The organism is Peribacillus sp. B-H-3, assembly GCF_048572925.1.
In the GTDB taxonomy this organism is placed as follows: domain Bacteria; phylum Bacillota; class Bacilli; order Bacillales; family DSM-1321; genus Peribacillus.
The window spans coordinates 3075545-3100818 of sequence record NZ_CP183879.1; the positions used below are offsets into that span (position 1 = coordinate 3075545).

Sequence of the window (25274 nt, forward strand, 5' to 3'; positions counted from 1 at the left end):
ATTAACGTTCCATTCATGTAAAAAATTCATTAGCTTTACGCAAAAAAACCTCCCTGAATCACCGTCCAGAGAGGTTATCAAAGCCTATATGTTAACGCCCTTCATTGTTGCCTCAGGGTAACGCTGTCCTGCTGCAGCTCCCTTTGGGGCTGCTTCATTGATGGCATCAAGCTCCGCATTGCTTAACTTGATATTAACAGCTTCAACATTTTCCTTTAAGTATTTTCTTCTTTTTGTTCCCGGAATCGGAACAATATGCTCGCCTTGCGCAAGGATCCAGGCCAATGCAAGCTGTGAAGCTTCACAGCCTTTGTCATTGGCAATGTCCTGGATTTTTTTCACTAAGCTAATATTTTTGTTGAAATTTTCGCCCTGAAACCTTGGTGAAAATCTGCGGTAATCATCTTCAGCCAAATCTTCAAACTTTTGGATCTGTCCTGTTAGGAAGCCGCGTCCGAGCGGGCTGTATGGAACAAATCCAATGCCGAGCTCCATGACGGCCGGTAAAATTTCGTCTTCAACATCTCTGCTCCATAATGAGTATTCTGTCTGCAAAACGGAAATTGGATGAATTTTATGGGCTCTGCGAATGGTTTCAGCAGCAGCTTCAGACATGCCGATATAGCGGATTTTTCCCGCCTTGACCAAATCGGACATCGCACCGATTGTTTCTTCAATCGGCGTATCGGGATCTACACGATGCTGATAATACAAATCAATATAATCCACACCAAGACGCTTCAGACTGGCATCACATGCCTGTTTTACGTACTCCGGCCTTCCGTTGACACCTAAAAAGCTGCCATCCGCCCCCCGGACATTCCCAAATTTTGTAGCAAGAATTACTTCATTACGGCGATCCTTAATGGCTCGGCCGACAAGTTCTTCATTTTTCCCTACCCCATACATATCTGCAGTATCCAAAAAGTTAACTCCGAGCTCCAGTGCATATTGAATAGTGGCAATGGATTCATCGTCATTTCTGTCTGCATAAAAGTCAGACATACCCATACATCCTAGTCCTAACGAAGAAACCTCCAAGCCTTCTGAACCCAGTTTGCGTTTTTCCATGATACGATCCCCTTTCCTATAGGCCAATTTGATAATCCTTTTTCAATGATTCACTTTTTACCATTTGAAGCTTTCTGAATACAAAGTTTCTGGCAAGTCCGTTAAGAATAGCCTGCGATTTATTAAATACGTGTTCCTTGCTTCAGTTCAAGAAAGACCGCGGCAAGATCCATTTTTCCTTTGCCATTTTCCTTAGCAGATGCATACACTTTATCTGCAGCCTTAGCGAGCGGGAGCCCTATATGGTTCTTTTCTGCTTCATCGGTTATTAGCCCTAAATCCTTTGACATAAGCTCAAGCATGAATGCAGCAGGAAAATCTTCTTTCAAAAAAGATTCTTTTTTCATTTGGAAAATTGGCGTATTAACAGCAGATTCTGAAATCATTTCAATGACATCATTTTTGTTTAAACCAGCACTTTCAGCCAGCAGCATGGCTTCAGAAATCCCCTGAACGGCCACACCAAGGAGCAGGTTAATGGATAGTTTGGCGGCACTGCCTTTTCCATTTTCCCCAAAGAAAATGGTTTTTTTTCCTAATACATCAAAAATATACTGGACTTGCTCTACATCTTGTTTGTCCCCGCCTGCCAGGATCAATAACGTACCATCTTCTGCCGGCTTGACAGATCCTGATACAGGCGCATCGATAAAATGGGCGCCTGCCTTCCGGACCTTTTCAGCAAACACTTTTGAATCTTCTGGGCTCACGGTACTCATATCAATTACAATCTTATTTGAATTAAGGCCGGCAAGCATGCCTTCTTCTCCTTCTAATACATCCTTTACAGCTGATGCATTTGCAAGCATGGTAATAATAATGTCAGATTGTTCAGCTGTTTCTTTTGGCGATGACAAAGCTTTTGCACCATCTTTTGAAAGTGTTTCTGCTTTTTCAGCAGTCCTATTATAGGCAAATAGCGGCAATCCGGCTTTTAATAAATTTTTTGCCATGGGCATTCCCATGCTTCCAAGTCCTATCCAGCCAATTTTTTTCATATAGTTACCTCCCATGAAATATCATCTGTTATTTACAGCAAAAAAAACATATGTAAAAAAAGTTTATTTTCTGTCTTTATTCACCATAATGGATAGGCAAGCTTACAAAGTCAAAACATTTGCTCCATTTTTTCAAAATGAATAAAACACAGTTTCACTTCAAATAATAGTTATATGTCTTTATAGGGAGCTGATCAGTATGGATCAAAAACGAATCAAGCAAATATTATCTTCTTCTGCAGAAATTAATGTGCATTATCATGGTGTTTCAGTATGGATTGACGGAATCAACGAAGATGGAAATACAGCAACAGTCCATTTAAGAGGACCTGGAGGAGAAAAATCGGATGTGGCTATTTCCGAATTAGAAGAAATATGACGAGTGCCATCATCCTGGCATACAGGATGGTGGATTTATTATACAGGAACTCTTCTTATAGAAAACTTATTACATCAAAAAAAGCCAAACCGCGGACGATTTGGCTTTACCTATAATTATTATATTATTTACCGATGAACTGCTGAGTCCAGTAATTGCCTGAAGCTACATATCCAACACCGATGTGAGTGAAGTTAGCGTTTAGGATGTTAGCACGGTGGCCTTCGCTGTTCATCCAAGCTGTTACAACTTCTTTAGGAGTAGGCTGTCCCATAGCGATGTTTTCTCCGGCATATTTATAGCTGATACCGAATTTCTTCATCATGTCGAAAGGAAATCCGTAAGTTGGGCTGTTATGATCAAAGTATTTTTTATCTTTCATATCCTGTGATTTCAATCTAGCAGTCTTGCTAAGCTCTGTATCTACTGCAAGCGGTTTTAATCCCTGCTTTGTACGTTCTGCATTGGTAAGATCTACTACTTCTTTTTCATACTGGCTTAAAGAAGAAGAATCAGAAGAAGATGCTGGTTTAGCTGCTTCCTGCTTTGGAGCTGCTGCCTTTGCTGGAGCTGCCTGTTGTGCTGGAGCTGCCTGTTGTGCTGGAGCTGCCTGTTGTGATTGTGGTGCAGCATTTGCTGACATCTGTACATTGTATTGCTTCATATACTGATTTAATATTTTTTGGATGTCCTGCTGATTAGTAACCTGGAATGAAACCGGTTTGGCTTGCGGACAAGGCTGAGTAGCGGCACTAGCTTGGTTGAACCCTGCACCTGATAGGATTACTGCTGCTGCAGCTGCTGCTGAGAAAATCATTTTCTTTTTCATGTATATTTTCCTCCCCGTTAATTCTTTGGTTGTTTGTTTCTTGCACAGTTATCGTAACATGCATTTTTTGTAATAAAACGACCATGTTTTTCCATTGCAAAAACAAATAAACCAAATTGGAGAGAGGAAAGTGCTAACTTACTGTTTTTCTAGAAGGAAGAGTTAAGCTAGCAAGCTTCCAGCAAATTTCTCTAGCAATCTTATTCATTCACTATTTTTTCTTCTATTGGAAAAACACTTAAACTATTCCCATCTTTTCACCAAAAACTCAGGATTGACAGCTTTTTAACGTCCTTATTTGCTGTAATATAGTTTACTTTTTTGTTACAATACCTTAATTTGATGTAACGAAAAAGGCCCTTTTTAAAGGACCCTTCATTACACTCTGTATATTGTCATCAACGGTGCTAAAATACCCAATATCAGCGGTTTAAAATTCCCCAATAATAACAGATAATTGTCTCATCACTTAAGAGGGTTGGAGTGTTTGAGACGATGCTGAAGACTGGGGAATTTTTTATGATAAGAGAATTACATCAAAAAGGATGGACAAAAACAGCTATAGCTGAAGAGACAGGGTTTGATCGTAAAACAGTAAGTAAATACATAAATCAAGATCAATTACCTCAATCATCTAAGCGTAAGGTTAGGGAGAGTAAATTAGAAACATTTAAGCCTTATCTTCTTCAAAGGATTCAAGAAGGAACGACAAATTGCATGGTTCTATTTGAGGAAATTCAAGCCATGGGATACGAGGGGAAAACAACTATCCTCCGAGAGTTTATAAAACCCTATCGGGTTCAACCGAAAAAACAAGCCACTGTACGATTTGAAACAGCACCAGGAAAACAAGCTCAGATGGATTGGGCGGATGTAGGTATGTATGAAGTAGATGGTAAGCTTCAAAAAGTTTATGCATTCATCATGGTTTTAAGTTATTCCAGAATGAAATATGTGGAGTTTACAACAGATATGAAATTAGAAACACTGATGAAATGTCACATGAATGCCTTTGCATACTTTAACGGTCTACCGGAACAGATTCTCTATGACAATATGAAAACAGTCGTCACGAAGCATAGTCCAGTAGAGATTCGATTTAATAGAACGTTTGAAGATTTTCTAGCCTATTATGGAATCATCCCAAAAGCATGTAAACCTCATCGTCCACAAACCAAGGGGAAAGTGGAAAGAACGGTTCTATATGTAAAGAATAATTTCTTCCAAAGAAAACATGAACCTACAATATACGCCTTAAATCATGATATCCGTATATGGCTTGATCAAACAGCGAATCAAAAGAAGAATCAAACAACTAATGAACCACCGGTTCAACGCCTACAACACGAACAAAGGTTTCTTCAGACTTGGGGAACAAAACCCCTCTTCCCGACTAGTCATTGGGAGATACGTGAAGTAAGCCGGGATTGTTTCATCTCTTATTTAGGCAAAAAGTATTCTGTCCCTTTCCGGTATGCGGGCCACAAAGTAAAGGTTAAAGTAACCTTGGATCATCAAATTGAAATCTATGATGAGAAGGAGTGCGTGGCTCAACACCCTATTTTAACGGGTAAAACGAGTGTTCATGTGAAGCTAGAGCATTATGAAGGATTACACAAAACAGGAAAAGAGCAGGAACATCAGAATCCCACTGGTTTGGCGGCCAAAGATTCTGGAAATGTCCCTACTCCTATTGTTGAAACACGTTCTCTAGCTTCTTATGCTGCTCTGGAAGAAGGTGATTCAATATGAAAAACCAACTCGAAGAGCAGCTAGAGAATCTTGGTTGGCAGGAAATAGCCAACCAATTAGATGATCTTTTAGAGAACGCTTCTAGAAATAATGTATCATATTTTGATTTTTTGCACACTCTTGTTTTGAGAGAAACTGAAGCTAGACAGGGGAATCTCTTGTCCAAGAGGATGAAGAGCGCCAAGCTTCCTTACATGAAGAACATCCATGATTTTGAGTATACGTTTCAGCCTAGTGTAAGTGAACAGCGTGTGAAGGAAACCTTGACTTGTAGGTACATCGCAAACGGGGAAAATAGGATTCTATTAGGTCCACCAGGTGTAGGAAAAACCCATTTAGCGATATCCTTTGCCGTAGAAGCTATTACACAAGGATACACTGCGTTATTTTTAACGGCTGATGAATTGGTATCAGAATGCCGAAAGGCAGAATCAAAAGGAACTCTCCATCGCTTAGTTAACAAATGGAGCCGCCCCAATTTACTCCTCATCGATGAGGTAGGATATTTTCCATTTGATGAACTAACAGCCAATATCTTTTTTCAGGTGGTGTCCAAACGATATGAAAATGGGGCAATGATCTTAACATCTAATAAATCATTTATTGAATGGGGAAAAGTATTTGGGGATGATGTTTTAGCTACAGCGATTCTAGATCGACTCCTTCATCACTCTGTCACTTTTAATATCAAAGGAGAGTCCTATCGCCTCAAAGAAAAGAAAAAGGCTGGAATGTTCCCAGCCAAAGTAACTGAGTAACCGATATAAATGGGGACTTTTATTCCGATGACAATGGGGAAAAATAAACCGACGTTGACATATATTTTATCTCTTGGGATGATGCTCTTATTTTTTCATTTTATTGCGTATAATGTTTTTTGTTTTAGAGGATACAGGCCTTGTTTTCATCATGGAAAATGGGGCCCTAATCAAAACATCTTTTATATCATTAAAAAACATAGGAGAAACTGGATTAAGATAGGAAGTGCCTAAATTCGTAATGCGGGACATATGTATAAGAACGAATGCAACACCCACAACAATGCCAAAGTTGCCCCATATTCCCGCAAGAAGGATAATTCCAAACCTGATTAGACGAATTGCCCCGCTCATTATATAACTCGGAACAACAAAAGATGAAATGGCGGATATTGCAACAACCACAATTAATATATTGCTTGTAAAACCTGCATCAACGGCTGATTGCCCGATAACAATACCGCCAACAATGCCTATAGTCTGGCCAATTTTGGTAGGAAGCCGGGCGCCTGCCTCTCTCAATAATTCTATCGTCACCTCCATTATGATCGCTTCAAGAAGCGGAGGAAAAGGAACGCGGCTCCTCGATTCAATCAGGGTCAGCAGCAAATCGTGCGGAACCATTTCATAATGGTAGGTGGTAATGGAAACATAAAAGGCTGTAAATAAAACTGTAATTAAAAAAGCTATATAGCGCAGGATCCTTAAAAAGGAAGCCTGTGTCCACCTTTGATAATAATCATCAGGCGAATTAAAGAAATCAAAAAAACTGGTGGGTGCGACAATGACAGAAGGACTTCCTTCCATTAAGATGATTATCTTGCCTGCAATTAATTTAGAAGCCGCACTGTCTGGTCTTTCAGTTGTCAAATATTGCGGAAAAACCGAATAAGGATTTTCGTCAATCATTTGAGACAGCATGTTAGAGTCATGAATCCCGTCGATTTCTATGTTAAGGAGCCTCTTTTTCAGCAGCTCGACAAATTCCATATTCACAATATCCTTTATATAAGCAACATACACATCCGTTTTTGAAATCTCTCCTACCTGCAATTTAACGATCTTAAGATGTGTGCTTTTAACCCGTCTGCGGATAAGCCCCAAGCTTTTTCCTGGGGACTCATTAAACGCTTCGTGAGGACCCGTAATAACCGTTTCTGTTCCTGATTCGTTTACAGGGCGTGTCTCCGGGCCAAATATATTCACACTATAAGCTTTTCCTCCATGAAAAATAGCAGCATTTCCATTTAAGATGTCTTTATATAGGTCACTTGTTTGTGTTATTTCTTTATACCTTGTATCCTTAAGGGCTTTTTCAATCGAATCTTGCGAACCATAGTCGAAGATGTCTGTAAGGTATTCTTTGATCTTTGTTTCATTGCCAATATTATCGATATATACATAATCTATATTGCCTTGCACAACGGAAACTGTTTTTAAATCTGCACAATCTTTAAATTCAAGTAATGTTTCTTCCATAGATGGAGCCTTATTGCGGGTTTCTTTTGCATTAGTATGAATTTTACCTTTCTGCTTAAAGAGATCCATTTCCTCCTCTCCTTTCTTCCTTTATTTAATTTTTCCATAATCCTTGATCATGATTCGAACATGAAATACCACATTCGTTTTTGGATAAATTTTTCTCCAATCCATGTTTTTCCACTCTTTATACGTCATGCTGTTTTTAACATACCTTCCTATTCCCAAGCTATCTGTGGAATACTTCTTTGTTTTTTCAGCAATCTTCACCATGTCTTTTTCAATTTGTTTTGCCATTACTGCTTCAAGATAGACTCTGTCTTTTTCACTGCTTAAGTCTTTCTTTCCCAAATACTCAATAACTGATCCTTTTAATTTAATTGAAATATGAACCGTAAAACGTTCTGCAGTTTTTGTCCGTACCACTTTGGCTTTTTTATAGCTTTTGATAATTCTCATTGCTGCAAACTCTGCCTGGGATTTACCAGAGCTTGGTATTTCTATATTCACCTGTCCCGTGTGGATCCGGTCTGTGAGTATGGTAAAAGTAATTCCTTGAGAATGCTTAAGACTCGTGATATAACTGTCACCGCGGAACAATGCTATTCCATCCGAATCAATGGAGCTGTTTTTTTTGACAAGTATCGGCATCACAGGATCAATTCCATCTTCATAATAGTCCCTGGCAAATTTATATAGTGTGACTTCAGGGATCACATTGTTTTTCACCCCTTTTTCAAGAAGCTTATCAAGATAAGAGAATGTCCCGCTTCCAGTTTTAAAATCAGAAGACATCAAATCATATGCATTTTGTTTTACTAAGGCCAGCTTTACCCTTTGGCTGACAGAAGGCTCTCTCTCAAGAGTATCTAAATGCTTCCAAATAGACTGTTCAGCAACATCTCTTCCTATCAGTGCAGTCCGCAGCTGGCCGCTGACTAAATTCCACTCAGTCTGTGAAGTCAGCAGAGATCTCGCTTCTTTACTGCTTCTGGCGACAGCCTCCAGGTTTTTTTGTGAGGAACTGCCGCCTTTCATAATCGGTATGGCTATTCCGACATGTATTGGCTGTATATCTGATCCGTGTCGTTTTTTTGCCAAATCATACGAAACCGCCTGAACCAGCCCCTGCTCCTCCAATATCTTCTGGTCGCTGCAGCCGGCAAGAAAAAGGGCTGCTAATGTGACGATTATCCGTTTATCCATAATATTCCCTCTTTCTTTTTCTGTATAAAAGGAGGGCAATTCCTAAAAGAGGCAGCAGGAAACATACAGCCGCTTCTATATTTGAAAGCTTCATGAGCCATGAATTCACATCATCCATGGTCTGAAAATAAAATGATATTAGATACGTAAGCGTTACAATGACAAAAGATATCCTTTTTTCGTTTGTTTTCTTAAACACCCTTTTTGCACATTCTTTTGCTCCCCAGTAATACAGAACAACGGTAATCAGCACTTTAAAGAAGAATAATGCGAACAGGAGATTTTCAATCCTCTGCACAAACGGCAGTTCGACATTTGACAATAAGTCCATAAAAGGAAATAACAATACCTTTAAATATGTATAACCAAAAAAACCAAAGCAAACCACACATATTATTCCGTATATAAGGGTAGTTACTAAGCTGCCAAGGATAAGTGAACGCACAAATTTGCTTTCTTTATTGACGAATGGGAAAAATAAAAGGGAGAGCTCATAACCAAGGAAAGAAGCAAACACCGAAATACTCCCCCTTGTCCAATGTCCTCCGTCTTTAAAGAAAAAAGGAGTATACCGGGAAAGGTCCATTTCCTGAAACGGATACACAAGAAGAACGAGCATCCAGATGGTAATGAAAAATATAATGGTAGAGATTTTCGAAATATTATATAAACCTTTGATTACCAGCAGATACGTCAGAACAGCAAAGGCTAATTTAAGCAGCATGGGAGATGTCGTGGGAAAGGTAATCATTTGAAATATCATGATGTATTGCTTGCCAATCACGCAGCCATACAAGGACCATATGACTGCCAATACTAAAAATAGGGACGAAGATAAAAATCCCGGCAAGGAAGTTTCAAGTGTACTGAGAAAGTCGCCATCTGAAAGTCGATAACACGCACCTATCAGAAAAATACCCAATAAAACGACGAAGAAGATGAGGAATATTGCAATCCAGCCATTGGTCCCGAATTCTCTGGCAAGTATACCTGGCAGTGAGAAAATGGTTACACCGAATTGGATGGAATATATAAATAGAACCAGATGGATATGATGCAGCTTCTCTTTCAATGCAATCACCCTTGTCTCTCTTTTACTTGAGAAGTCTGTAATCTTGTTCGATTTTAATAGTATTTTTCCTTTTAGCAAAACTTACTCAAGGGAATTAATGACATTGCCCCAGTTCTCACGGAAAGATTCATAACATAAAAAAAGCCAGCTGCATATGGACCTATCATCCACGGCAGCAGGCTTTACAATATCCTATTCATTCTCATATACTATGCATTATGGGCAATTAATTATTCAGACAAAATGGCATGAAGCAAAATGTCCATTGCCTTGATCTCTATATTTAGGCACCGCACTAGCGCAGATTTCCTCAGCCATCGGGCATCTTGTCCTGAATTTACATCCAGATGGGGGGTCAACAGGACTTGGGATATCTCCTTTTAAAATGATGCGTTCCCGTTTTATTGCAGGATCAGGAACTGGTACAGCAGACAGTAAGGCTTTTGTATAAGGATGAAGCGGATTTGAAAATAAATCCTCCTTGGTTCCAAACTCAACGATATTCCCCAAATACATAATGGCAATTTTAGTGCAAAGGTGTTCGACTACACTTAAATCATGGGAAATAAAAAGGTATGACAAGCCTTGTTTTTGTTTTAAGTCACTGAATAAATTGATGATTTGCGCCTGGATGGAAACATCCAATGCTGCAACAGGCTCATCCATGACAATAAACTCCGGATTCAGGGCCATGGCTCTTGCAATGACAATCCTTTGCCTCTGCCCCCCGGAAAATTCATGTGGATACCTGTCAATTTGATATGACGACAGACCGCATATTTCCATTACTTGAAGCACCTTGGCCCGCACATCTTTTTTTGTGGCAAGACCATGCTCCACCATCGCTTCACCGATGGCGTCTCCTACACGAATTCTTGGATTTAATGAGCTGAAAGGATCCTGGAAAATAAGCTGCGTTTGAACACGGAGACTTTTAAGCTCCTTTTTGGAAAGAGAAAAAACATCCTTTCCTTTAAACTTCACGTCACCTTCCGTTTTATCATGCAGACGGAGAATCGTCTTCCCAATTGTCGACTTTCCGCTTCCCGATTCCCCTACAAGGCCGAATGCATCGCCTTTTTCAATCGTAAAGCTGACTCCGTCCACTGCTTTAACAGGCTCCGCTGATTTATTAAACATTCCTTTAGAAGATGAATAATACTTTTTAAGGTTGGTAACCTCGAGCAGGGTCTCAGCCATGATTTTCAGTCCCTTCATACAGCCAGCATGCTGCTTTATGGTTTGAGGATAATTCCGTGAAAGAAGGCTGCTGCAGGCGGCAGATATCCATGCTGTGCTCGCAGCGGTCAGCGAAGTAACATTCTTCTTTTAGGTCTACTAAATTAGGCACCTGGCCAGCAATCGTATACAAACGCTCTTTTCTTTCGCCAATCACCGGCTTAGCCTTTAATAATCCTTTTGTGTACGGATGCTTTGGATTTTTAAATATATCCATCACACTTCCTTCTTCCACGACCTTCCCTGCATACATAACCACCACATAATCTGCCATTTCAGCAACCACGCCAAGATCATGGGTAATCATCAGCAGGGATGTTTGAAATTTTTCCTTAATGTTGCGAAGAATGTCCAGAATCTGCGCCTGAATCGTAACATCAAGAGCGGTTGTTGGTTCATCTGCAATAATCAGCTGAGGATCGCAGCTGATGGCGATTGCGATCATGATTCTTTGCAGCATGCCTCCGCTCAGTTCATGAGGGTGCATATTGATTATTTTTTCAGGATTAGGAATCCCCATTAAACTGATAAGCTCCATAGCCCGTTTGTAAGCCTCTTTTTTGCTTAGCAAAAGGTGTTCCTGAAGCGGTTCAATCATTTGCTCGCCAATCGTAAAAACAGGATTCAGTGACGTCATTGGCTCCTGAAAGATCATGCCTATTTCGTTTCCTCTGATTCGCCTGATTTCTTTTTTATTGAGTTTTAATAAATTTCTTCCTTTAAAATAAACTTCTCCTCCTGTAATACTCCCATTTTCCGGTATAAGCTGCATTAAGGATAGGGATGTGATGCTTTTGCCGCATCCAGATTCACCGACAAGGCAAACCGTCTCTCCCTTGCGGATAGAAAAACTGACATCATTCACAGCCCTTACTGTCCCGCCTTCTGTATCAAAATTAGTATGCAGGCCGTTCACTTCCAATAACATTTCTTCCATTCCATTTCCCTACCTTCTCATTTTCGGATCAAGAGCATCCCTCAGCCCGTCACCCAGGAGATTAATCGAGACGACTGTCAAAAAAATCGCAGTGCCTGGCGGGATCCAAAGCCAGGGACGTTTTCTGAAGTCCATGAAATTATTGGCTGCGTCCATCATATTGCCCCATGAAGGAGTAGGCGGAACCACGCCAAGTCCAAGGAAGCTCAGTGCTGATTCACTTAAAATAGATCCCGCTACATTCAAAGTGGCTACAACAAGCAGGAGGGGCACAGTATTTGGAATCAGGTGATGCAGGATTTTCCTTTTGTCGCTAAGCCCCAAAACCTCTGTGGCCATCATGAAAGGCTGTTCCTTCAATGTAAGAATCTGTCCCCTGACAAGCCTTGCCAGCCCTGGCCAGCCAACGAAGCTTAGCATGATCATGATTATATAAAGCCTGTATTCAGCAGGTACCTTCCATTCAGAAAGGATGGCTCCCATGATCAAAAGGAGCGGCAAGCCGGGTATGCTCATTAAAATGTCTGCCACGCGCATAATGACCATATCAGCAATCCCCCGGTAAAAGCCGGATACTGCACCCAGGAGCGAGCCAATAATAATCGATAAAAACATGGAAGCGAGACCGATTGTGAGTGATATTTGTCCGGCCATCATTAGCCTTGTCAAAACATCTCTGCCGTAGGTATCTGTTCCAAACCAATGTGTTGTGCTTGGAGGCTGGTTAATTTCTGCCGTATTGGTCCTGTCAAGCAGATATGGTGAAAAATACGGACCTATGAAACTAAGCAAAAACATGATTATCAGAAGCACCAGACTGATTGTGGCCAACTTATTTTTTTTAAGCCTTTTGAAGGTTTGTTTCCATAATGTTGGTGTTTTTAATGTGCTGCTTGTTTTCTCTTTTTGTACAACGATTTTACCTGTCTCCACTCTTTATCCCTCCTTTATTTCAGCCTTATCCTTGGATCTGCTGCTGCATAGGTTATATCCGCAAGGAAATTCCCGATAATCGTTAAGCTTGAAAGGAAAAGCGTGAATGCCATGAGTACTGGATAATCCCTGAATCCGACTGATTCAAGCTGAATTTTGCCTACGCCAGGCCAATTAAAAATCTGTTCAATAATGATGGCACCCGAAAAGAGACCGGGAAGTTCAAATGCAAGCAGAGTGATTGCAGGAAGAATCGCGTTTCTTAACGCATGTTTAAAAATGACGGTTCTTTCCTTCAGACCCTTGGCACGGGCTGTTCTAATAAAATCCTGGCGAACCACTTCGAGCATTCCTGTCCTGAAATAGCGGGTCAATGAACCGATCGAAAGCAGGGTCAGGACTGCAACTGGCAGAATCATATGCTTAACTACTTCCAGGATATGCGCTAATCCCCCGGCCTCGCTTCCGGTATCAATCATGCCTCCAATCGGCAGGATCTGCAGGTCTACCCCGAACCATTTAATAAATAGCAATGAAATAAAAAATGACGGAAAACTCATCGCGGCAAATACAAAGAAAGTTACGATTCCATCAAACCAGGAGTACTGCTTAATCGCAGACAGCACACCGGTAAGCAATGCGATGGTCCATGTAAGGATCAAAGCAAGCAGAGCGATAATAAAAGAGTTCCAGACATATTTATTAAGCAGGGAAGTTACCTTTTCCTGATGCTTGAGCGAATAGCCGAAATCTCCATGAATCGCATTTCCAAGCCAGGTAAAATACCGCTTTAGGACGGGCTGATCAAGGCCGTACAGCGCTTTTAGCTCATGGGCCCTTTCAGGGGTCAAATTGATATTTGAATCAATATAATCTCCAGGAAGCATGGCAAAAAGAAAAAAGATGATAAAAGATGTTCCGAATAAAATGACAATCATCTGCAGAAACCTCTGCAGGACATACTGTTTCATCACGCTCTCCTCCATAATGAAAGTGCCTGGCTATGCCAGGCACTTCTCCTTTTATTTAGTAATTGAGATGTTCGGCAAGCTGGCACTAATGCCTGTATAATTGTCAGGATTCAACCCTTCTACCTTCCCGCTCACCGCGCGTGCACTTTGGCGATAATTCAAGAATATATATGGAGGATCATCATTTAATTCTTTATAAAGCTCATGATATATGCTCTTTCTTTTTTCAATATCCAGTGTAGAAAGGCCTTTTTGAATCAGGTCATCCACTTTTGGGTTAGAATATCCTGCAGCATTATTGGGATTGTTTGCCGCCAGTTCCTCAACTGTATCACTTGGATCAAGGATTTGAGAGGTTGAAACTGCCGCAAAGTCATAATCCTTTTTATTCAGCTTTGAAACAAGGGCATTAAAGTCCATGATTTCAGGCTCGAATTTAATTCCGATATCCTGGTAATTTTCTTTGGCAATCGGAATGAACGGATCTTCTGCATCTGCTGTCAGGTAGTGGATGACAAATGGCTTGCCTTCTTTTTCGCGGATGCCATTTTTCCCTTTCTTCCATCCAGCCCCGTCAAGCAGTTCTTTCGCCTTTTTGCTGTTATATTCAAACGGATTAATGCCTTTATCATCATAAGCCCATGAAACAGGCGATACAGGGATGTTCGCCACCTGACCGTAGCCTTTGAATTTCACATCCACGATCTTTTGGCGGTCCAAGCCGTAAATAAGGGCCTGCCGTACTGCTTTATCCTTGAATTGAGGATGGGTGTTATTCACATATACCAGCCCGTAATCATTTACAGGGGAAACTTGAATATTTGCGAATCCAAGGCTCTTAAGCTGTTCAACTGTATCATCATCAGCAGAGAAGCCAGCATAATCAAGCTCCCCTGTCTCAAACAGCTGCAGCGATGTTGATTTATCAATAATTTTGAAGATCAAATGTTTTGTTTTTGGTGCTCCAGCATAATAGTTTTCATTAGCCGTATAGCGGATTTCCTGGCCTGGAACATACTTTTCGAACTTGTAAGGACCAGCACCAAGCGGTTTAGGATAAAGATTTTTCAAATAATCCAGTTTGCCATATTGATAGTCTTTTCCGTAGTAGGACTTAGATAAAACCTGGCCGCCCAGGAGAAGAAGAGATTTGGCATTTACTTTATCAGTCGTAATTTCAATAGTTTCTTTATCGATGACTTTGATTCCTTCTATACTTTTGGCTTTGCCTTCTTTATATGCTTTTCCGCCTTTAATGCTGGCCAGGGAAATATCCTGGCCTCCTGAATAGGCCGGATCATGAAGCAGTGTTAATGTGAAAGCTACATCATCAGCAGTTAAAGGAGAACCATCGCTGAATTTTAATCCCTTTCTCAAATGGAAGGTATATGTAAGCTGATCCTTTGAAACATCCCATTTTTCTGCCAAAATCCCAACTGGTTTTCCGTCTTTATCGAGGTTAACCAATGGTGCAAAAATTGGGTCAGTAGCATTTCCATCCCAGCCATTTTCATAGAAGTATGGCAGGAATACTCCACCTGGTGCTGAAATTCCAGCAATGAATGTATCTTTCCGGGCTTTGGATTTAGCAGGAAGGGCAGACATATTATTTGCCCTATAACTCTTTGAGTCCGTGCTTTTTACATTGGCGGTGCTTTTCTGATTACTGCCGCTTTGAGGTTCCTTTTCACTTGAGCTGTTCATTGCACAAGCAGATAACATCAAGGAAAGTAAAATGGCGCTGGTGATACCTATAAGACTTTTTTTCAACCTGTTCACCCCTAATAGTATGTATATCTTTTTATAAAACCGACAAATCCTATTGGTTTTATAAACCTTGTATATATTATCTGCTTTTCCCTAATATGTCAACCGCTTTTTAAAAGCCCTATTAATTATTGCTGCTAATATGGTTTTAAGCACTTCTATCCTGGCGGCCCGGACATCCTTCTGCCTGTATCTCTGCGAAACTTTTCAAAATCTGTCACAAATTCTATATAGATGCTTAGATGGCATTTATTAAAAATACTTTTTAAGTAATAAGTCCATCTTTTCAATTCTAATGCAGACTTAACCGGTAAGTTAAATGAATACACATTGACAGATGTATATTTCTTCCTTACTATTAAAATATGAATTATCAGATAAATGAATTTTGCCAATCGGACCACCGAAGGCTTCTGACCCGTTTTGTTTTGGGCTGGAAGCCTTTTTTTATTTGGCTCTGTTACTCCTGCTGATTCCCGCCTGCAAGGCTAATTCCTCAAGTGAAAGGCATTCAACAAGATACAGCAACTAACCAATGTCATTTACTAACGAAAATAATTCCCTAAATCCAAAGGAGGTTTCAAAAATGAACTATAGCTTTGCATCACATCTTGACTGCCCAAAATGCCATTCTGTATTCTCTGTCGATAGCATCCATCAATTATGCCATTGCGGATATCCCTTGCTTGTCAAATATCATCTTCAAGAATTAAAAAATAGGCTTACAAAGGATGAGGTAAGCAATCGGAAGGATTTCTCACTATGGAGATATCATGAACTTCTTCCTGTATTGGATGAGAATCATGTTGTAACATTGGGAGAAGGTTTTACACCATTAATAAAAACGGAAAATATCGGCCATTGCTATTCCATTAAAAACTTATTTATGAAAGATGAAGGAATCATTCCTACAGGGTCCTTCAAAGCACGCGGCGCTTCGGTTGGCGTTTCTAAAGCGAAGGAACTCGGTGTCCGCACCCTTGCGATGCCGACAAACGGAAATGCAGGCGGAGCGTGGGCACTTTATTCGTCCCGTGCTGGCATTGAAGCATATGTGGTGATGCCAAAGGATGCCCCTTACGTTACTAGAGTGGAGGTAAGCATTGCAGGGGCACATCTGTATCTTATTGACGGATTGATCAGTGATGCAGGAAAGACCGTGGCTAGGCTTGTTTGTGAAAATGAATTTTATGATGCATCGACCCTGAAGGAACCATATCGGATAGAAGGCAAAAAAACGATGGGCTATGAAATAGCGGAACAGCTTAACTGGAATCTGCCAGATGTTATTTTATATCCGACAGGCGGCGGGGTGGGGATTATCGGGATATATAAAGCTCTTCTTGAATTAAAGGAACTAGGCTGGATTACCGGAAAGTTGCCGCGCCTCGTGGCCGTCCAGTCTGAAGGATGTGCACCGATAGTCAAGGCATGGAAGGAAAGGAAAAAAGAGTCGGAGTTCTGGGAGAAATCCAGTACAAAAGCTTTTGGAATCAATGTCCCTAAAGCAATTGGCGATTTTCTTGTATTGGAGGCACTTTATGAAACAAACGGGTATGCCATTTCTGTAAGTGAAGAAAGCATACAAAAAAGCCAGCGGCAGGCTGCTGAATTGGAAGGCAATTTCATTTGTCCCGAAGGTGCTGCAACTTTTGCAGCGGCATATGAGCTAAGAAAAAGAAACTGGATAAAAGAAGATGAAACTGTAGTCTGCCTGAATACAGGACAAGGAATTAAATATCCTGATTTATTTTCAGCAGAACTGCCCCTGCTACGAAAGGGGGAGAATATTGTTATTTGACATGCAAAATAGCCATCCCCTTAAAATCTGGCACTGTTAATACAGACTGTGGATTCCGCTGCAGATGTCCACTCCTGCAGCGGAATTCAAAAAGAATTATAAAAAAGAATGGCTGCCTATTCATGCCCAGATATCTTTTAGGTTCCAGCACTCTAAGGATGCTACAGAAAGTGTGCCATTGGCTGAAAAAATCTTAATATCCCGGCTTTCCTGACTAGGATAGATTCTCCCTGACATGACAGCTTCACCGTCATTGGCAAATATCTCGAGGGAATATTTGTCCAAAAAGAGATGCAGGGTCAAAGCCGCGGCATCACGCATCTGAAGTTTCACTCTTCTTACACCACCATCTCCTTCTCCAGATTTATTCCTATTGAATGTCAGGTAACCATCTTTTTGGCTATAGCTGACTGCCGTTTCTTCCCTTCCGTCTTCAGAGCACCTGACTTTAAGTCCAAATTCACTGGCATCTGAGGAGGCTAAATCAAACGACACGCATATTTCTAGAGTATCTCCCTTAATTTCCGGAATGAGTTGCTCCCCTTTTGATATGAAAGCAGGAATATCAGCCTTCTTCCCCCTAAGGAGCTTTAAGTCTTCTGCCGGCTTCATAACAAGCCTATTTTCACGGAATACGAGCTCTCTTGGGATGGTAAGCGATCCTGCCGTGCCATATTTCTGTGATGGCATTTTTGATTCCCACATATCCATCCATGCGAATATCAGCCTTCTGCCTTTATGATCCATGAATGTCTGGGGAGCATAGAAATCAAATCCCCCATCGAGCTCCTTAAAGGTATGATAGCTATATTTCCCGCTCTGATAATCCAGTTCACCAATCATATAAACAGATTGATAGAGATTTTGATAGCTATCTCCCCGAGCCTCCATGCCCTGAGGGGATGCAAGCAAAATTTGCTTTCCTTCTAGCTCGAAGAAATCCGGGCATTCCCACATATAGCCCTTTTCTTCATCACTTTCCGCCATGACTCCGATATAATCCCAGTTTCTCAAACACTCAGAACGGTATAGCAGAACTTTTCCTGTATGATTTTTTCGGGTGCCAACAGCCATATACCAGTATCCGTCTTTTTTCCAGACCTTAGGATCCCGAAAATGGCCGGACCCGGTTTCAGGATGTTTGTTAATCACAGGATTTGACAAATCTTTCTCAAAATGAATGCCATCCACACTTGTTGCTATGCACTGGCATTCATCCACTACGTCCAATTTTTTATCAATGAAAATGTTGCCTGTGTACACGAGCGTCAGTATACCATTATCATTTACAGCACATCCGGAGAAACAGCCGTCACAATCATATTCTTCAAGCGGATACAATGCAATCGGCAGCCTTTCCCAATGCACAAGGTCCTTGCTTCTTACATGGCCCCAGTGCATCCAGCCAGTTTTTACATCATAAGGGTGAAATTGAAAAAATACATGGTAGTAGCCTTCCCAATAAATCAGGCCGTTCGGATCGTTCATCCAGCTTGCAGGTGGTACGATATGATACGCCATCTTGTATGGGCTGTTTTTTCCCTTTTCCGCATTTTCTTGAACATGCTTTTCTGCCTCAATGACATAATTTTTTTCATCAGCCAATTTAAAGCCCCTTCTTTCCATAAGAATGGCCTTGCTCGTCACAAGGCCATCTGATTATTTATCATTTGTGAAGGAAATGCCATTCATGAAATACTTATTAAAGAAAGCATATATCAAAAGGACGGGCAGCGTAAAGACCATTGAAGCTGCCATAATATAATTCCAATAACTGATATACTGGCCTTTGAAAGAATTCAGTCCCAAAGGCAATGTGAAAAGATCAGGATCCGATAATACGATAAGAGGCTTCATGAAATCATTCCACGATCCCATGAATACAAAGATGGCCTGTGCGGCAAGGGCCGGTTTTTGTTTGCTGTTACTTTGCCATCTTCAGATTATGTTCATGTATACCCCTCAACCCATCAAAGAACTTATATGTTTTTGATAGCTCTTCTACATCAGGCCCTCCACTTTTCAAGGCCAATAGATATTCATGCGAGTCCCTGACACGGTTCAGCATTTTCTGTTTTAAGGTTTCAGGTGTCCCGTGGCCTGGCACAAGCAGGCTGATTTCATTTTCTTCCAATAGGGTTTTTGCTTTCATCATTGTTTTTATGTATTCCTCATAGTCGCTTTCTACAAACGGGAATTCCGCGTCAGATAAATAGTCGCCTGCGATGAATATTCCGTAAGGCTCTACGATTGTAAATAATCCATCCCGTGTATGCCCTGGTGCTTTATAGAAAGTGAGTGATGCTTCACCAATGTCGAGACTTTGTGAATCTTTATGTATCATGATGTCCACTTCAGGATAAGTGATTTCATAATTTCTTGTTATATAATTTTTGGTGTCGAATTCCTGAATTTGCTTTAGGGGAGCTTCTTTGTCCGGCCTATCTGCAAATTCCTGCGAAGCAATAATGATGGCATCTTCAAAGGCTTTATATCCAATAATATGATCAAAGTCGCTATGTGTAAAAATGATATATAGCGCCCTTCCTTTTCTTCTTTCATGAACAAACTTTCTTATCTCTTCCACTTCAGCGGGAAGCCATGCAGGATCAGTCAGAAATACAGCTTGATCTGTTTCAATGAATACAGAGACAGTTTGGTATAATGCACTTTGAAATACAGTTGTATGTTCATTTTGAAAAATAATCATGAAAATACCCTCCTTTTATTTCATCTTAATTCATCAAGAAGTGTAATGTCAGATAAAACCGCATCATTTCCAAATAAATGATGCGGTCTAAGTCCTTATTCTGGCCGTGCTATCTCAAATATTTCACCAAGCTTAGAGTAAAAATTTCCGGCCAGCCTGCTGACCGGCTTTAATTTCTCTGCATGTATCTTTCCGTCTTGATAAAGATCGTCAGCAATATGATAACGGACAATTTTTCCGATCAGCAGGTCACAAGCAGGCGCCTCTTCATGTCCGCCAAGAGGTACTGCCTGTTCAAGCACACATTCAAAACGAATCTTTGGTTCCTTTAATGATGGAACTTTGACCACATCGCTTTCTGCAAGGGAAAAATGTGTCCGTGTAAGCTCACTTTCTCCAGCAGGAAGCTCTGCTGCCGTTTCATTCGCATCTGAAACGATATCTTCATCGATAATATGAATGACAAATTCCTTTGTTTCCATGGCATTTCTGGCAGTGTCCTTGCATATGCCACTTTTCCGCTGCACAGACACAGACACCATTGGAGGATCCGCAGCAACAATATTAAAATAGCTGAAGGGACCGATATTAAGTATTCCATCATGCGATTGGGTAGTGACCAAAGCAATGGGCCTCGGTATAATGCTTCCAATAAGAAATTTATAATTCTCCTTAGTGCTGATTTTTTCTGGATCAATGGCGATCATGGGCTGCACCTCTTTAGTTAATAGTGGGCTTTGTTAGCCTGCTGATTACAGCTTCAGAACAACAGGCTCCAGGGAGTGTCCGGCCGAGTATCAAAGCCTGGCTTCAGAAGACTCTCTCCTTTACAGCTTCCCCCAAGTGTAGAGCAAAATTCGCACCTGTCATGTACTTTTACTAAGTAATCGTTAAAGCACTCTTTAACATACCCTTAGATTCACTTCGGGCAAACCAATCATTTCTTATAATTTCAGCAGAAAAGTATCCTTGAACCATTTCGCTGCTGCCTCCGCCTCGCTCCTTGTCAGCTGGTGTCCATAGTTTTCCCACTGCACCTGGACCTTTGCACCTGCATTTTCCAGAAGTGCTGACAAATCCTCTGTTTCAGCCCGCGGACAAATGGGATCGTTGCTTCCTGCTCCGATAAATACAGGCAAATCTTTCATCGACGGCAGATCAATTCCTCTTCTTGGAACCATCGGGTGATGAAGAATAGCACCTTTTAAGGCGTTTTTATAGTGGAATAAAAGACTTGCCGCAATGTTGGCTCCGTTCGAATATCCTACAGCTACAATATTACTTTGATTAAATCCATATTTTTTTGCTGATTCAAGTAGGAATTCCTGAAGCTCACTTGTCCTGAAAATCAAATCTTCTTCATCAAATATTCCTTCAGAAAGTCTTTTGAAAAAGCGGGGCATGCCATTTTCCAGCACATTTCCCCTAACACTAAGAACAGAGGATTCTGGCGATATCATTTGTGCCAGCGGCAGCAAATCTGTTTCGGTTCCGCCTGTTCCATGCAATAAAAGCAAAACTGGTGCATCAGCTGAACTTGCCTTTTGAAAAATATGTTTCATTTTATATCCTCCTCGTATCTTAAGAACATCTTTTAAAAAATGAATTACTGTTTCTTCACTTTTGTTTCCAAAGGCTTGAGTTTTCCTTCTATTTCACTGCGCCGCGGTTCAAGGAACGGAGGCAGTGCAAGCGATTCGCCAAGCTGGCTAAGATCTTCATCTGCAGTAAACCCGGGCCCGTCTGTAGCCAGTTCGAATAAAATTCCATTAGGCTCCCTGAAATACAGGGATTTGAAATAATATCGGTCCACTAGACCTGAATTGATGAATTTTGTATTCTCTATTTTTTTTATCCATTCCTGCAGTTCGGCTTGGTCAGCTGTCCGAAAGGCAACATGATGGACGCCCCCTCTTCCTAGGCGTTCTCTTTGCAGGTCCTTTCTCTCTTCCAAGTGAATTTCTGTTCCAGGGCCGCCTTTTCCCGCTGCATAGACAATGATTTCGCTCTGACCATGATTTTTGGAAAGATAGCTGCCCTCTCTGCGAAATCCGAGCAAATCTGTCAAAACCTTATGTGTCGGTTCCAGCTCAGGAACTGTTAGAGAAACTGGCCCCAAGCCCAGAATGCTGAATTCAGCGGGAACAGGACTGTTTTTCCAAGGTGTTCCACTTTCCCCATTCTCATTTTCTTCTGATATCAAAACAAGTCTTTGGCCTTCAAAATCCCTGAAAGGCAAAGCTTTACGGTTATAACGGATTTCGATTTCCCCGTGTTCAACATTTTCTTCCTGAAATCGTTTTTTCCAATACTCAAGTGCTGCATCACTAGCAGTCCGCAGGGATATTTCAGAAATGCTGTTATTTCCTTCATGTGTCCGTGCTGCACGCGGCAGCTCAAAAAATGTCAATTCTGTTCCAGGCGTACCAATTTCATCACCATAAAATAAATGGTACACACTAACATCATCCTGATTTACAGTTTTCTTTATTAATCTCATTCCCAAGGTTTTTGTGTAAAACTCAAAATTCCCGGCAGCATTTGCTGTTATGGCTGAAACATGGTGAATTCCCTTTAATTCCATATTCACACAGCTCCTTCTTATTTAAATACTTCCTGTATTTATCCATCAAAATTACTTTCAATAAAAATATCTTGATTTAAAGATAATTGATTATGTTGAGTCTGTCAAACATATTTAATTATCAATATTAAATAAGCCCTCTCTTCTGTTCAAACGAAAGAAGAGAGGCTTACATTGCAAGGATTTTCGGCTAAAGTTTTTTTATTATTTCAGAAGCCCATGGCTTTTCAGGTATGTCTTGGCTACTTGTGATGCACTTTTATTTTCCACATTAACTTGATAGTTCATCGCACGCATATCATCATCTGATATTTTTCCGGAAAGCTTGTTCAATGCTTTTTTTATGCCGGGATATTGTTCAGCAAGACTTTTTTTCATGAGCGGAGCACCCTGGTAGGGAGGAAACAGATGTTTGTCATCTTCCAGGACCTTAAGCCTGTATTGCTGGAGCTCACTGTCAGTTGAATAAGCATCAACTAAATTGATGTCCCCGGATTTGACAGCCTGGTACCTAAGCTTAGGCTCCATGGTTTTCACTTCCGGAAAATCCACCTTATATAGTTTTTTAATTCCTTTGTATCCGTCGTCCCTGTCCTTGAATTCCAAAGTAAAACCGGCTTTTACTTTATCCTGGATTGCCCCAAGATCAGAGATTTTGGTAAGATTGTATTTTTTCGCAAAGCTTTCAGGCACAGCTAATGCATACGTATTGTTATAGGACATAGGCTTAAGGAATTCCATGCTGTATTTTTTCTCCATGCCCTCTCTTGCCTGATCATACACCTCTTTGCTGTTTGTACTTACTGCCGTTTCTTTCAGGAAAGTAGAAATTGCCGTTCCAGTGAATTCCGGATAAATATCAGCGTTCCCAGTTTTAAGCGCATTGAACACAAAAGGAGTTTTTCCCAGTCCCGGTTTTAGGTTTACCTCAAGATCTGTATCCTTCTCGATCAAAAGCTTATACATATTAATTAAAATTTCCGGCTCAGATCCCAATTTTCCCGCTATGCTAATGGAGTCATTTTTATTTTCTGTGATTGACGGGATGATCAATAAGAGAATGGCAGCCGCAAATGCTGCACTAATAATGGAAGCAGATTTCTTAAAAGAAATTCTCTCGAAAATACGGAGGACCCTGTCAAATAAAATGGCCAAGATTGCAGCAGGAACAGCGCCCAATATAATCAGAGAAGTATTATTCCTGTCGATCCCGAGCAAGATTAAATCACCAAGACCTCCCGCTCCAATCAGGGCTGCCAGTGTAGCCGTACCGATGATTAAAACCATGGCTGTCCTTACTCCTGCCATAATGACTGGCATTGCAAGAGGGAGTTCTACCTTCACAAGCCTTCTTGCTGTATTCATTCCCATGGCATCAGCCGCTTCAATAAGCGCAGGATTCACTTCTTTGATACCTGTATATGTATTTCGGATAATCGGCAATAAAGCGTATACTACGAGGGCTATGATGGCCGGCACCTTTCCTATTCCAAATAAAGGTATCAGCAATCCCAAAAGAGCCAGAGATGGAATGGTCTGCAGCACCGCCGTAACACCAATAATGGATTCTGCCAGTTTTTCTTTCCGTGTAAGATATACGCCAAGCGGAATGGATATGATGATGCTGATCAGAAGTGCAATGAATGAAATTTGAATATGTTCAAGGATTGCTTGAAGCAATTCGCCTTTTCTGTCATGAAGCACTTGAGTAAATGTATTCATCCTTTTTCTCCCTTCGATGCCAGCTGACCTGACATATATTGGAGTACGCGCTGTCTCGCCGCAATGCCAATGACCCGCCCATCCTCAACTACCGCCAGTTTTTCTTCATGCGCCAGCAAACCGATCAGGTCACTGAGTGAAGAAGAGGACGTAATGGAAGCAATACTTCCGCCGATTTCAGTTTCATCGGTTAAAATATGCAAAAAATCAGCAATGGGTTTATTTAATGATTCTTCTTTTTGTTCTCTTCTTCCGGTAAATTCCCGGACAAATGAATTGACTGGATGGCTGATTAAATTCTGCGGTGTATCGATCTGAACTGCTTCTCCGTCTTTCATTAAACAAATCCGGTCACCCATTTTTACTGCCTCATCGATATCATGGGTAACAAAAACGATGGTCTTTTTGATTTTTTTCTGAAGCTTTAGGATATCACTTTGCAGTTTTTCCCTGCTTATGGGATCAAGAGCACTGAAGGGTTCGTCCATGAGAAGAATTTCAGGATCAGCAGCTAATGCACGGATCACTCCGACCCGCTGCTGCTCTCCTCCTGACAATTCGGATGGTTTTCGATTTTTATATGTATTGTGGTCAAGTCCAACCATATCCAGCAGTTCATCTATGCGTGAAGATATTTTTTCTTTCCCCCATTTCTTCATTTCTGGCACAACTGCTATGTTTTCTGCAATTGTCATATGTGGAAAGAGGGCAATCTGCTGAAGAACATAACCGATATTCCATCGCAGCTCATGAATATTGTAATTTGAAATCTCTTTCTGGTTAATTGTAATGGTTCCTGAGGAAGCCTCCATCAGCCTATTTATCATCTTCAGCGTAGTGGTCTTTCCGCTTCCGCTCGGGCCAATGATTACAAAAAGCTCCCCTTCCTTTATTTCCATGTGCAGATTTTTGACAGCATAATCTCCATCACGGTAATGCTTTATCACATTCTCAAAGCGTATCATTCTTTTTCTCCTTTCCCACTATTTTATTGCATACTTATTGTTAAACCCTTCTTTACACATAACCCTTTTTTCTCTCCTGTCAAACCTTCTATTACAGTTTG

General features: G+C 40.9%; 22 protein-coding genes and 1 pseudogene. 4 read left to right on the forward strand and 19 right to left on the reverse strand.

Features of this window, described 5'->3' with window-relative positions:
• Positions 1-84 precede the first annotated feature (84 nt).
• Both ACN6MY_RS15300 and ACN6MY_RS15305 read right to left on the reverse strand, forming a co-directional pair.
• Positions 85-1071, reverse strand: a complete 987-nt coding sequence (locus tag ACN6MY_RS15300) for an aldo/keto reductase (protein ID WP_419880968.1) — start codon at positions 1069-1071, stop codon at positions 85-87.
• A 122-nt stretch (positions 1072-1193) separates the two neighbouring features.
• A complete protein-coding gene (locus tag ACN6MY_RS15305) occupies positions 1194-2069 on the reverse strand; it encodes an NAD(P)-dependent oxidoreductase (protein ID WP_419880969.1) in 876 nt (291 codons plus the stop codon).
• Positions 2070-2268: 199 nt separating this feature from the next.
• Between ACN6MY_RS15305 and ACN6MY_RS15310 the strand changes: the two genes are divergently transcribed.
• Positions 2269-2448: an H-type small acid-soluble spore protein gene (locus ACN6MY_RS15310; protein ID WP_419880970.1), complete on the forward strand. Its 180-nt coding sequence runs from the start codon at positions 2269-2271 to the stop codon at positions 2446-2448.
• Positions 2449-2572: 124 nt separating this feature from the next.
• Here ACN6MY_RS15310 and ACN6MY_RS15315 read toward each other — a convergent pair whose 3' ends face one another.
• Positions 2573-3277, reverse strand: coding sequence for a CAP domain-containing protein (locus ACN6MY_RS15315; RefSeq protein WP_419880971.1), 705 nt, complete (start codon positions 3275-3277; stop codon positions 2573-2575).
• Positions 3278-3772: 495 nt separating this feature from the next.
• On the opposite strand from ACN6MY_RS15315, the gene istA reads away from it, so the two are divergent.
• Both istA and istB read left to right on the forward strand, forming a co-directional pair.
• The gene (gene istA / locus ACN6MY_RS15320) at positions 3773-5029 is read left to right on the forward strand and encodes an IS21 family transposase (protein WP_419884159.1); all 1257 of its coding nucleotides are present in this window, start codon (positions 3773-3775) and stop codon (positions 5027-5029) included.
• Positions 5026-5787, forward strand: coding sequence for an IS21-like element helper ATPase IstB (gene istB, locus ACN6MY_RS15325; RefSeq protein WP_419880522.1), 762 nt, complete (start codon positions 5026-5028; stop codon positions 5785-5787). Before istA ends, istB begins: the two co-directional genes overlap by 4 nt.
• An 87-nt stretch (positions 5788-5874) precedes the next feature.
• Here the strand turns inward: istB and ACN6MY_RS15330 are convergent, their stop codons facing one another.
• From ACN6MY_RS15330 to ACN6MY_RS15365, 8 genes are all read right to left on the reverse strand, one after another.
• Entirely contained in the window at positions 5875-7335 is a 1461-nt protein-coding gene (locus tag ACN6MY_RS15330) for a spore germination protein (RefSeq protein WP_419880972.1), read from the reverse strand.
• 21 nt (positions 7336-7356) lie between these two features.
• Positions 7357-8472, reverse strand: coding sequence for a Ger(x)C family spore germination protein (locus ACN6MY_RS15335; protein ID WP_419880973.1), 1116 nt, complete (start codon positions 8470-8472; stop codon positions 7357-7359).
• Positions 8465-9544, reverse strand: a complete 1080-nt coding sequence (locus ACN6MY_RS15340) for a GerAB/ArcD/ProY family transporter (protein ID WP_419880974.1) — start codon at positions 9542-9544, stop codon at positions 8465-8467. The genes ACN6MY_RS15335 and ACN6MY_RS15340 overlap by 8 nt, the downstream gene beginning before the upstream one ends.
• A gap of 234 nt (positions 9545-9778) precedes the next feature.
• Positions 9779-10744, reverse strand: a complete 966-nt coding sequence (locus tag ACN6MY_RS15345; protein ID WP_419884181.1) for an ABC transporter ATP-binding protein — start codon at positions 10742-10744, stop codon at positions 9779-9781.
• The gene (locus tag ACN6MY_RS15350; RefSeq protein ID WP_419880975.1) at positions 10737-11720 is read right to left on the reverse strand and encodes an ABC transporter ATP-binding protein; all 984 of its coding nucleotides are present in this window, start codon (positions 11718-11720) and stop codon (positions 10737-10739) included. The genes ACN6MY_RS15345 and ACN6MY_RS15350 overlap by 8 nt, the downstream gene beginning before the upstream one ends.
• Positions 11721-11729: 9 nt before the next feature.
• A complete protein-coding gene (opp4C, locus tag ACN6MY_RS15355) occupies positions 11730-12653 on the reverse strand; it encodes an oligopeptide ABC transporter permease (RefSeq protein WP_419880976.1) in 924 nt (307 codons plus the stop codon).
• Between the two features lie 14 nt (positions 12654-12667).
• Positions 12668-13624 carry an ABC transporter permease gene (locus tag ACN6MY_RS15360; RefSeq protein ID WP_419880977.1) on the reverse strand — a complete coding sequence of 319 codons (957 nt, stop codon included), beginning with the start codon at positions 13622-13624 and terminating at the stop codon, positions 12668-12670.
• A 51-nt stretch (positions 13625-13675) separates the two neighbouring features.
• Positions 13676-15403 (reverse strand): ABC transporter substrate-binding protein, encoded by a 1728-nt coding sequence (locus ACN6MY_RS15365; protein WP_419880978.1) that lies wholly within the window; start codon positions 15401-15403, stop codon positions 13676-13678.
• Positions 15404-15977: 574 nt separating this feature from the next.
• On the opposite strand from ACN6MY_RS15365, the gene ACN6MY_RS15370 reads away from it, so the two are divergent.
• Positions 15978-17192, forward strand: a complete 1215-nt coding sequence (locus tag ACN6MY_RS15370) for a threonine synthase (RefSeq protein WP_419880979.1) — start codon at positions 15978-15980, stop codon at positions 17190-17192.
• 120 nt (positions 17193-17312) lie between these two features.
• On the opposite strand, the gene ACN6MY_RS15375 is transcribed toward ACN6MY_RS15370, so the two are convergent.
• From ACN6MY_RS15375 to ACN6MY_RS15410, 8 genes and pseudogenes are all read right to left on the reverse strand, one after another.
• A complete protein-coding gene (locus tag ACN6MY_RS15375; RefSeq protein WP_419880980.1) occupies positions 17313-18818 on the reverse strand; it encodes a glycoside hydrolase family 32 protein in 1506 nt (501 codons plus the stop codon).
• A 33-nt stretch (positions 18819-18851) separates the two neighbouring features.
• Positions 18852-19106 (reverse strand): annotated as a pseudogene (locus ACN6MY_RS15380) (carbohydrate ABC transporter permease); the annotation flags it as partial.
• A 10-nt stretch (positions 19107-19116) separates the two neighbouring features.
• The gene (locus ACN6MY_RS15385) at positions 19117-19902 is read right to left on the reverse strand and encodes an MBL fold metallo-hydrolase (protein WP_419880981.1); all 786 of its coding nucleotides are present in this window, start codon (positions 19900-19902) and stop codon (positions 19117-19119) included.
• Between the two features lie 95 nt (positions 19903-19997).
• Positions 19998-20609 (reverse strand): flavin reductase family protein, encoded by a 612-nt coding sequence (locus tag ACN6MY_RS15390; RefSeq protein ID WP_419880982.1) that lies wholly within the window; start codon positions 20607-20609, stop codon positions 19998-20000.
• Positions 20610-20846: 237 nt separating this feature from the next.
• Complete coding sequence (locus tag ACN6MY_RS15395; RefSeq protein WP_419880983.1) at positions 20847-21464, reverse strand: alpha/beta hydrolase; 618 nt, start codon at positions 21462-21464, stop codon at positions 20847-20849.
• Positions 21465-21508: 44 nt separating this feature from the next.
• A complete protein-coding gene (locus tag ACN6MY_RS15400) occupies positions 21509-22486 on the reverse strand; it encodes a ring-cleaving dioxygenase (RefSeq protein WP_419880984.1) in 978 nt (325 codons plus the stop codon).
• Positions 22487-22690: 204 nt separating this feature from the next.
• Positions 22691-24208, reverse strand: a complete 1518-nt coding sequence (locus ACN6MY_RS15405) for an ABC transporter permease/substrate-binding protein (protein ID WP_419880985.1) — start codon at positions 24206-24208, stop codon at positions 22691-22693.
• Entirely contained in the window at positions 24205-25173 is a 969-nt protein-coding gene (locus tag ACN6MY_RS15410; RefSeq protein WP_419880986.1) for an ABC transporter ATP-binding protein, read from the reverse strand. The genes ACN6MY_RS15405 and ACN6MY_RS15410 overlap by 4 nt, the downstream gene beginning before the upstream one ends.
• Positions 25174-25274 lie beyond the last annotated feature (101 nt).

Excerpts from the sequence above, each read along its gene's own strand:
- ACN6MY_RS15300 (WP_419880968.1), bottom strand. The coding sequence starts at position 1,071 with ATGGAAAAACGCAAACTGGGTTCAGAAGGCTTGGAGGTTTCTTCGTTA.
- ACN6MY_RS15305 (WP_419880969.1), bottom strand. The coding sequence starts at position 2,069 with ATGAAAAAAATTGGCTGGATAGGACTTGGAAGCATGGGAATGCCCATG.
- ACN6MY_RS15310 (WP_419880970.1), top strand. The coding sequence starts at position 2,269 with ATGGATCAAAAACGAATCAAGCAAATATTATCTTCTTCTGCAGAAATT.
- ACN6MY_RS15315 (WP_419880971.1), bottom strand. The coding sequence starts at position 3,277 with ATGAAAAAGAAAATGATTTTCTCAGCAGCAGCTGCAGCAGCAGTAATC.
- istA (WP_419884159.1), top strand. The coding sequence starts at position 3,773 with ATGCTGAAGACTGGGGAATTTTTTATGATAAGAGAATTACATCAAAAA.
- istB (WP_419880522.1), top strand. The coding sequence starts at position 5,026 with ATGAAAAACCAACTCGAAGAGCAGCTAGAGAATCTTGGTTGGCAGGAA.
- ACN6MY_RS15330 (WP_419880972.1), bottom strand. The coding sequence starts at position 7,335 with ATGGATCTCTTTAAGCAGAAAGGTAAAATTCATACTAATGCAAAAGAA.
- ACN6MY_RS15335 (WP_419880973.1), bottom strand. The coding sequence starts at position 8,472 with ATGGATAAACGGATAATCGTCACATTAGCAGCCCTTTTTCTTGCCGGC.
- ACN6MY_RS15345 (WP_419884181.1), bottom strand. The coding sequence starts at position 10,744 with ATGGCTGAGACCCTGCTCGAGGTTACCAACCTTAAAAAGTATTATTCA.
- ACN6MY_RS15350 (WP_419880975.1), bottom strand. The coding sequence starts at position 11,720 with ATGGAAGAAATGTTATTGGAAGTGAACGGCCTGCATACTAATTTTGAT.
- ACN6MY_RS15360 (WP_419880977.1), bottom strand. The coding sequence starts at position 13,624 with ATGAAACAGTATGTCCTGCAGAGGTTTCTGCAGATGATTGTCATTTTA.
- ACN6MY_RS15370 (WP_419880979.1), top strand. The coding sequence starts at position 15,978 with ATGAACTATAGCTTTGCATCACATCTTGACTGCCCAAAATGCCATTCT.
- ACN6MY_RS15375 (WP_419880980.1), bottom strand. The coding sequence starts at position 18,818 with ATGGAAAGAAGGGGCTTTAAATTGGCTGATGAAAAAAATTATGTCATT.
- ACN6MY_RS15385 (WP_419880981.1), bottom strand. The coding sequence starts at position 19,902 with ATGATTATTTTTCAAAATGAACATACAACTGTATTTCAAAGTGCATTA.
- ACN6MY_RS15390 (WP_419880982.1), bottom strand. The coding sequence starts at position 20,609 with ATGATCGCCATTGATCCAGAAAAAATCAGCACTAAGGAGAATTATAAA.
- ACN6MY_RS15395 (WP_419880983.1), bottom strand. The coding sequence starts at position 21,464 with ATGAAACATATTTTTCAAAAGGCAAGTTCAGCTGATGCACCAGTTTTG.
- ACN6MY_RS15400 (WP_419880984.1), bottom strand. The coding sequence starts at position 22,486 with ATGGAATTAAAGGGAATTCACCATGTTTCAGCCATAACAGCAAATGCT.
- ACN6MY_RS15405 (WP_419880985.1), bottom strand. The coding sequence starts at position 24,208 with ATGAATACATTTACTCAAGTGCTTCATGACAGAAAAGGCGAATTGCTT.
- ACN6MY_RS15410 (WP_419880986.1), bottom strand. The coding sequence starts at position 25,173 with ATGATACGCTTTGAGAATGTGATAAAGCATTACCGTGATGGAGATTAT.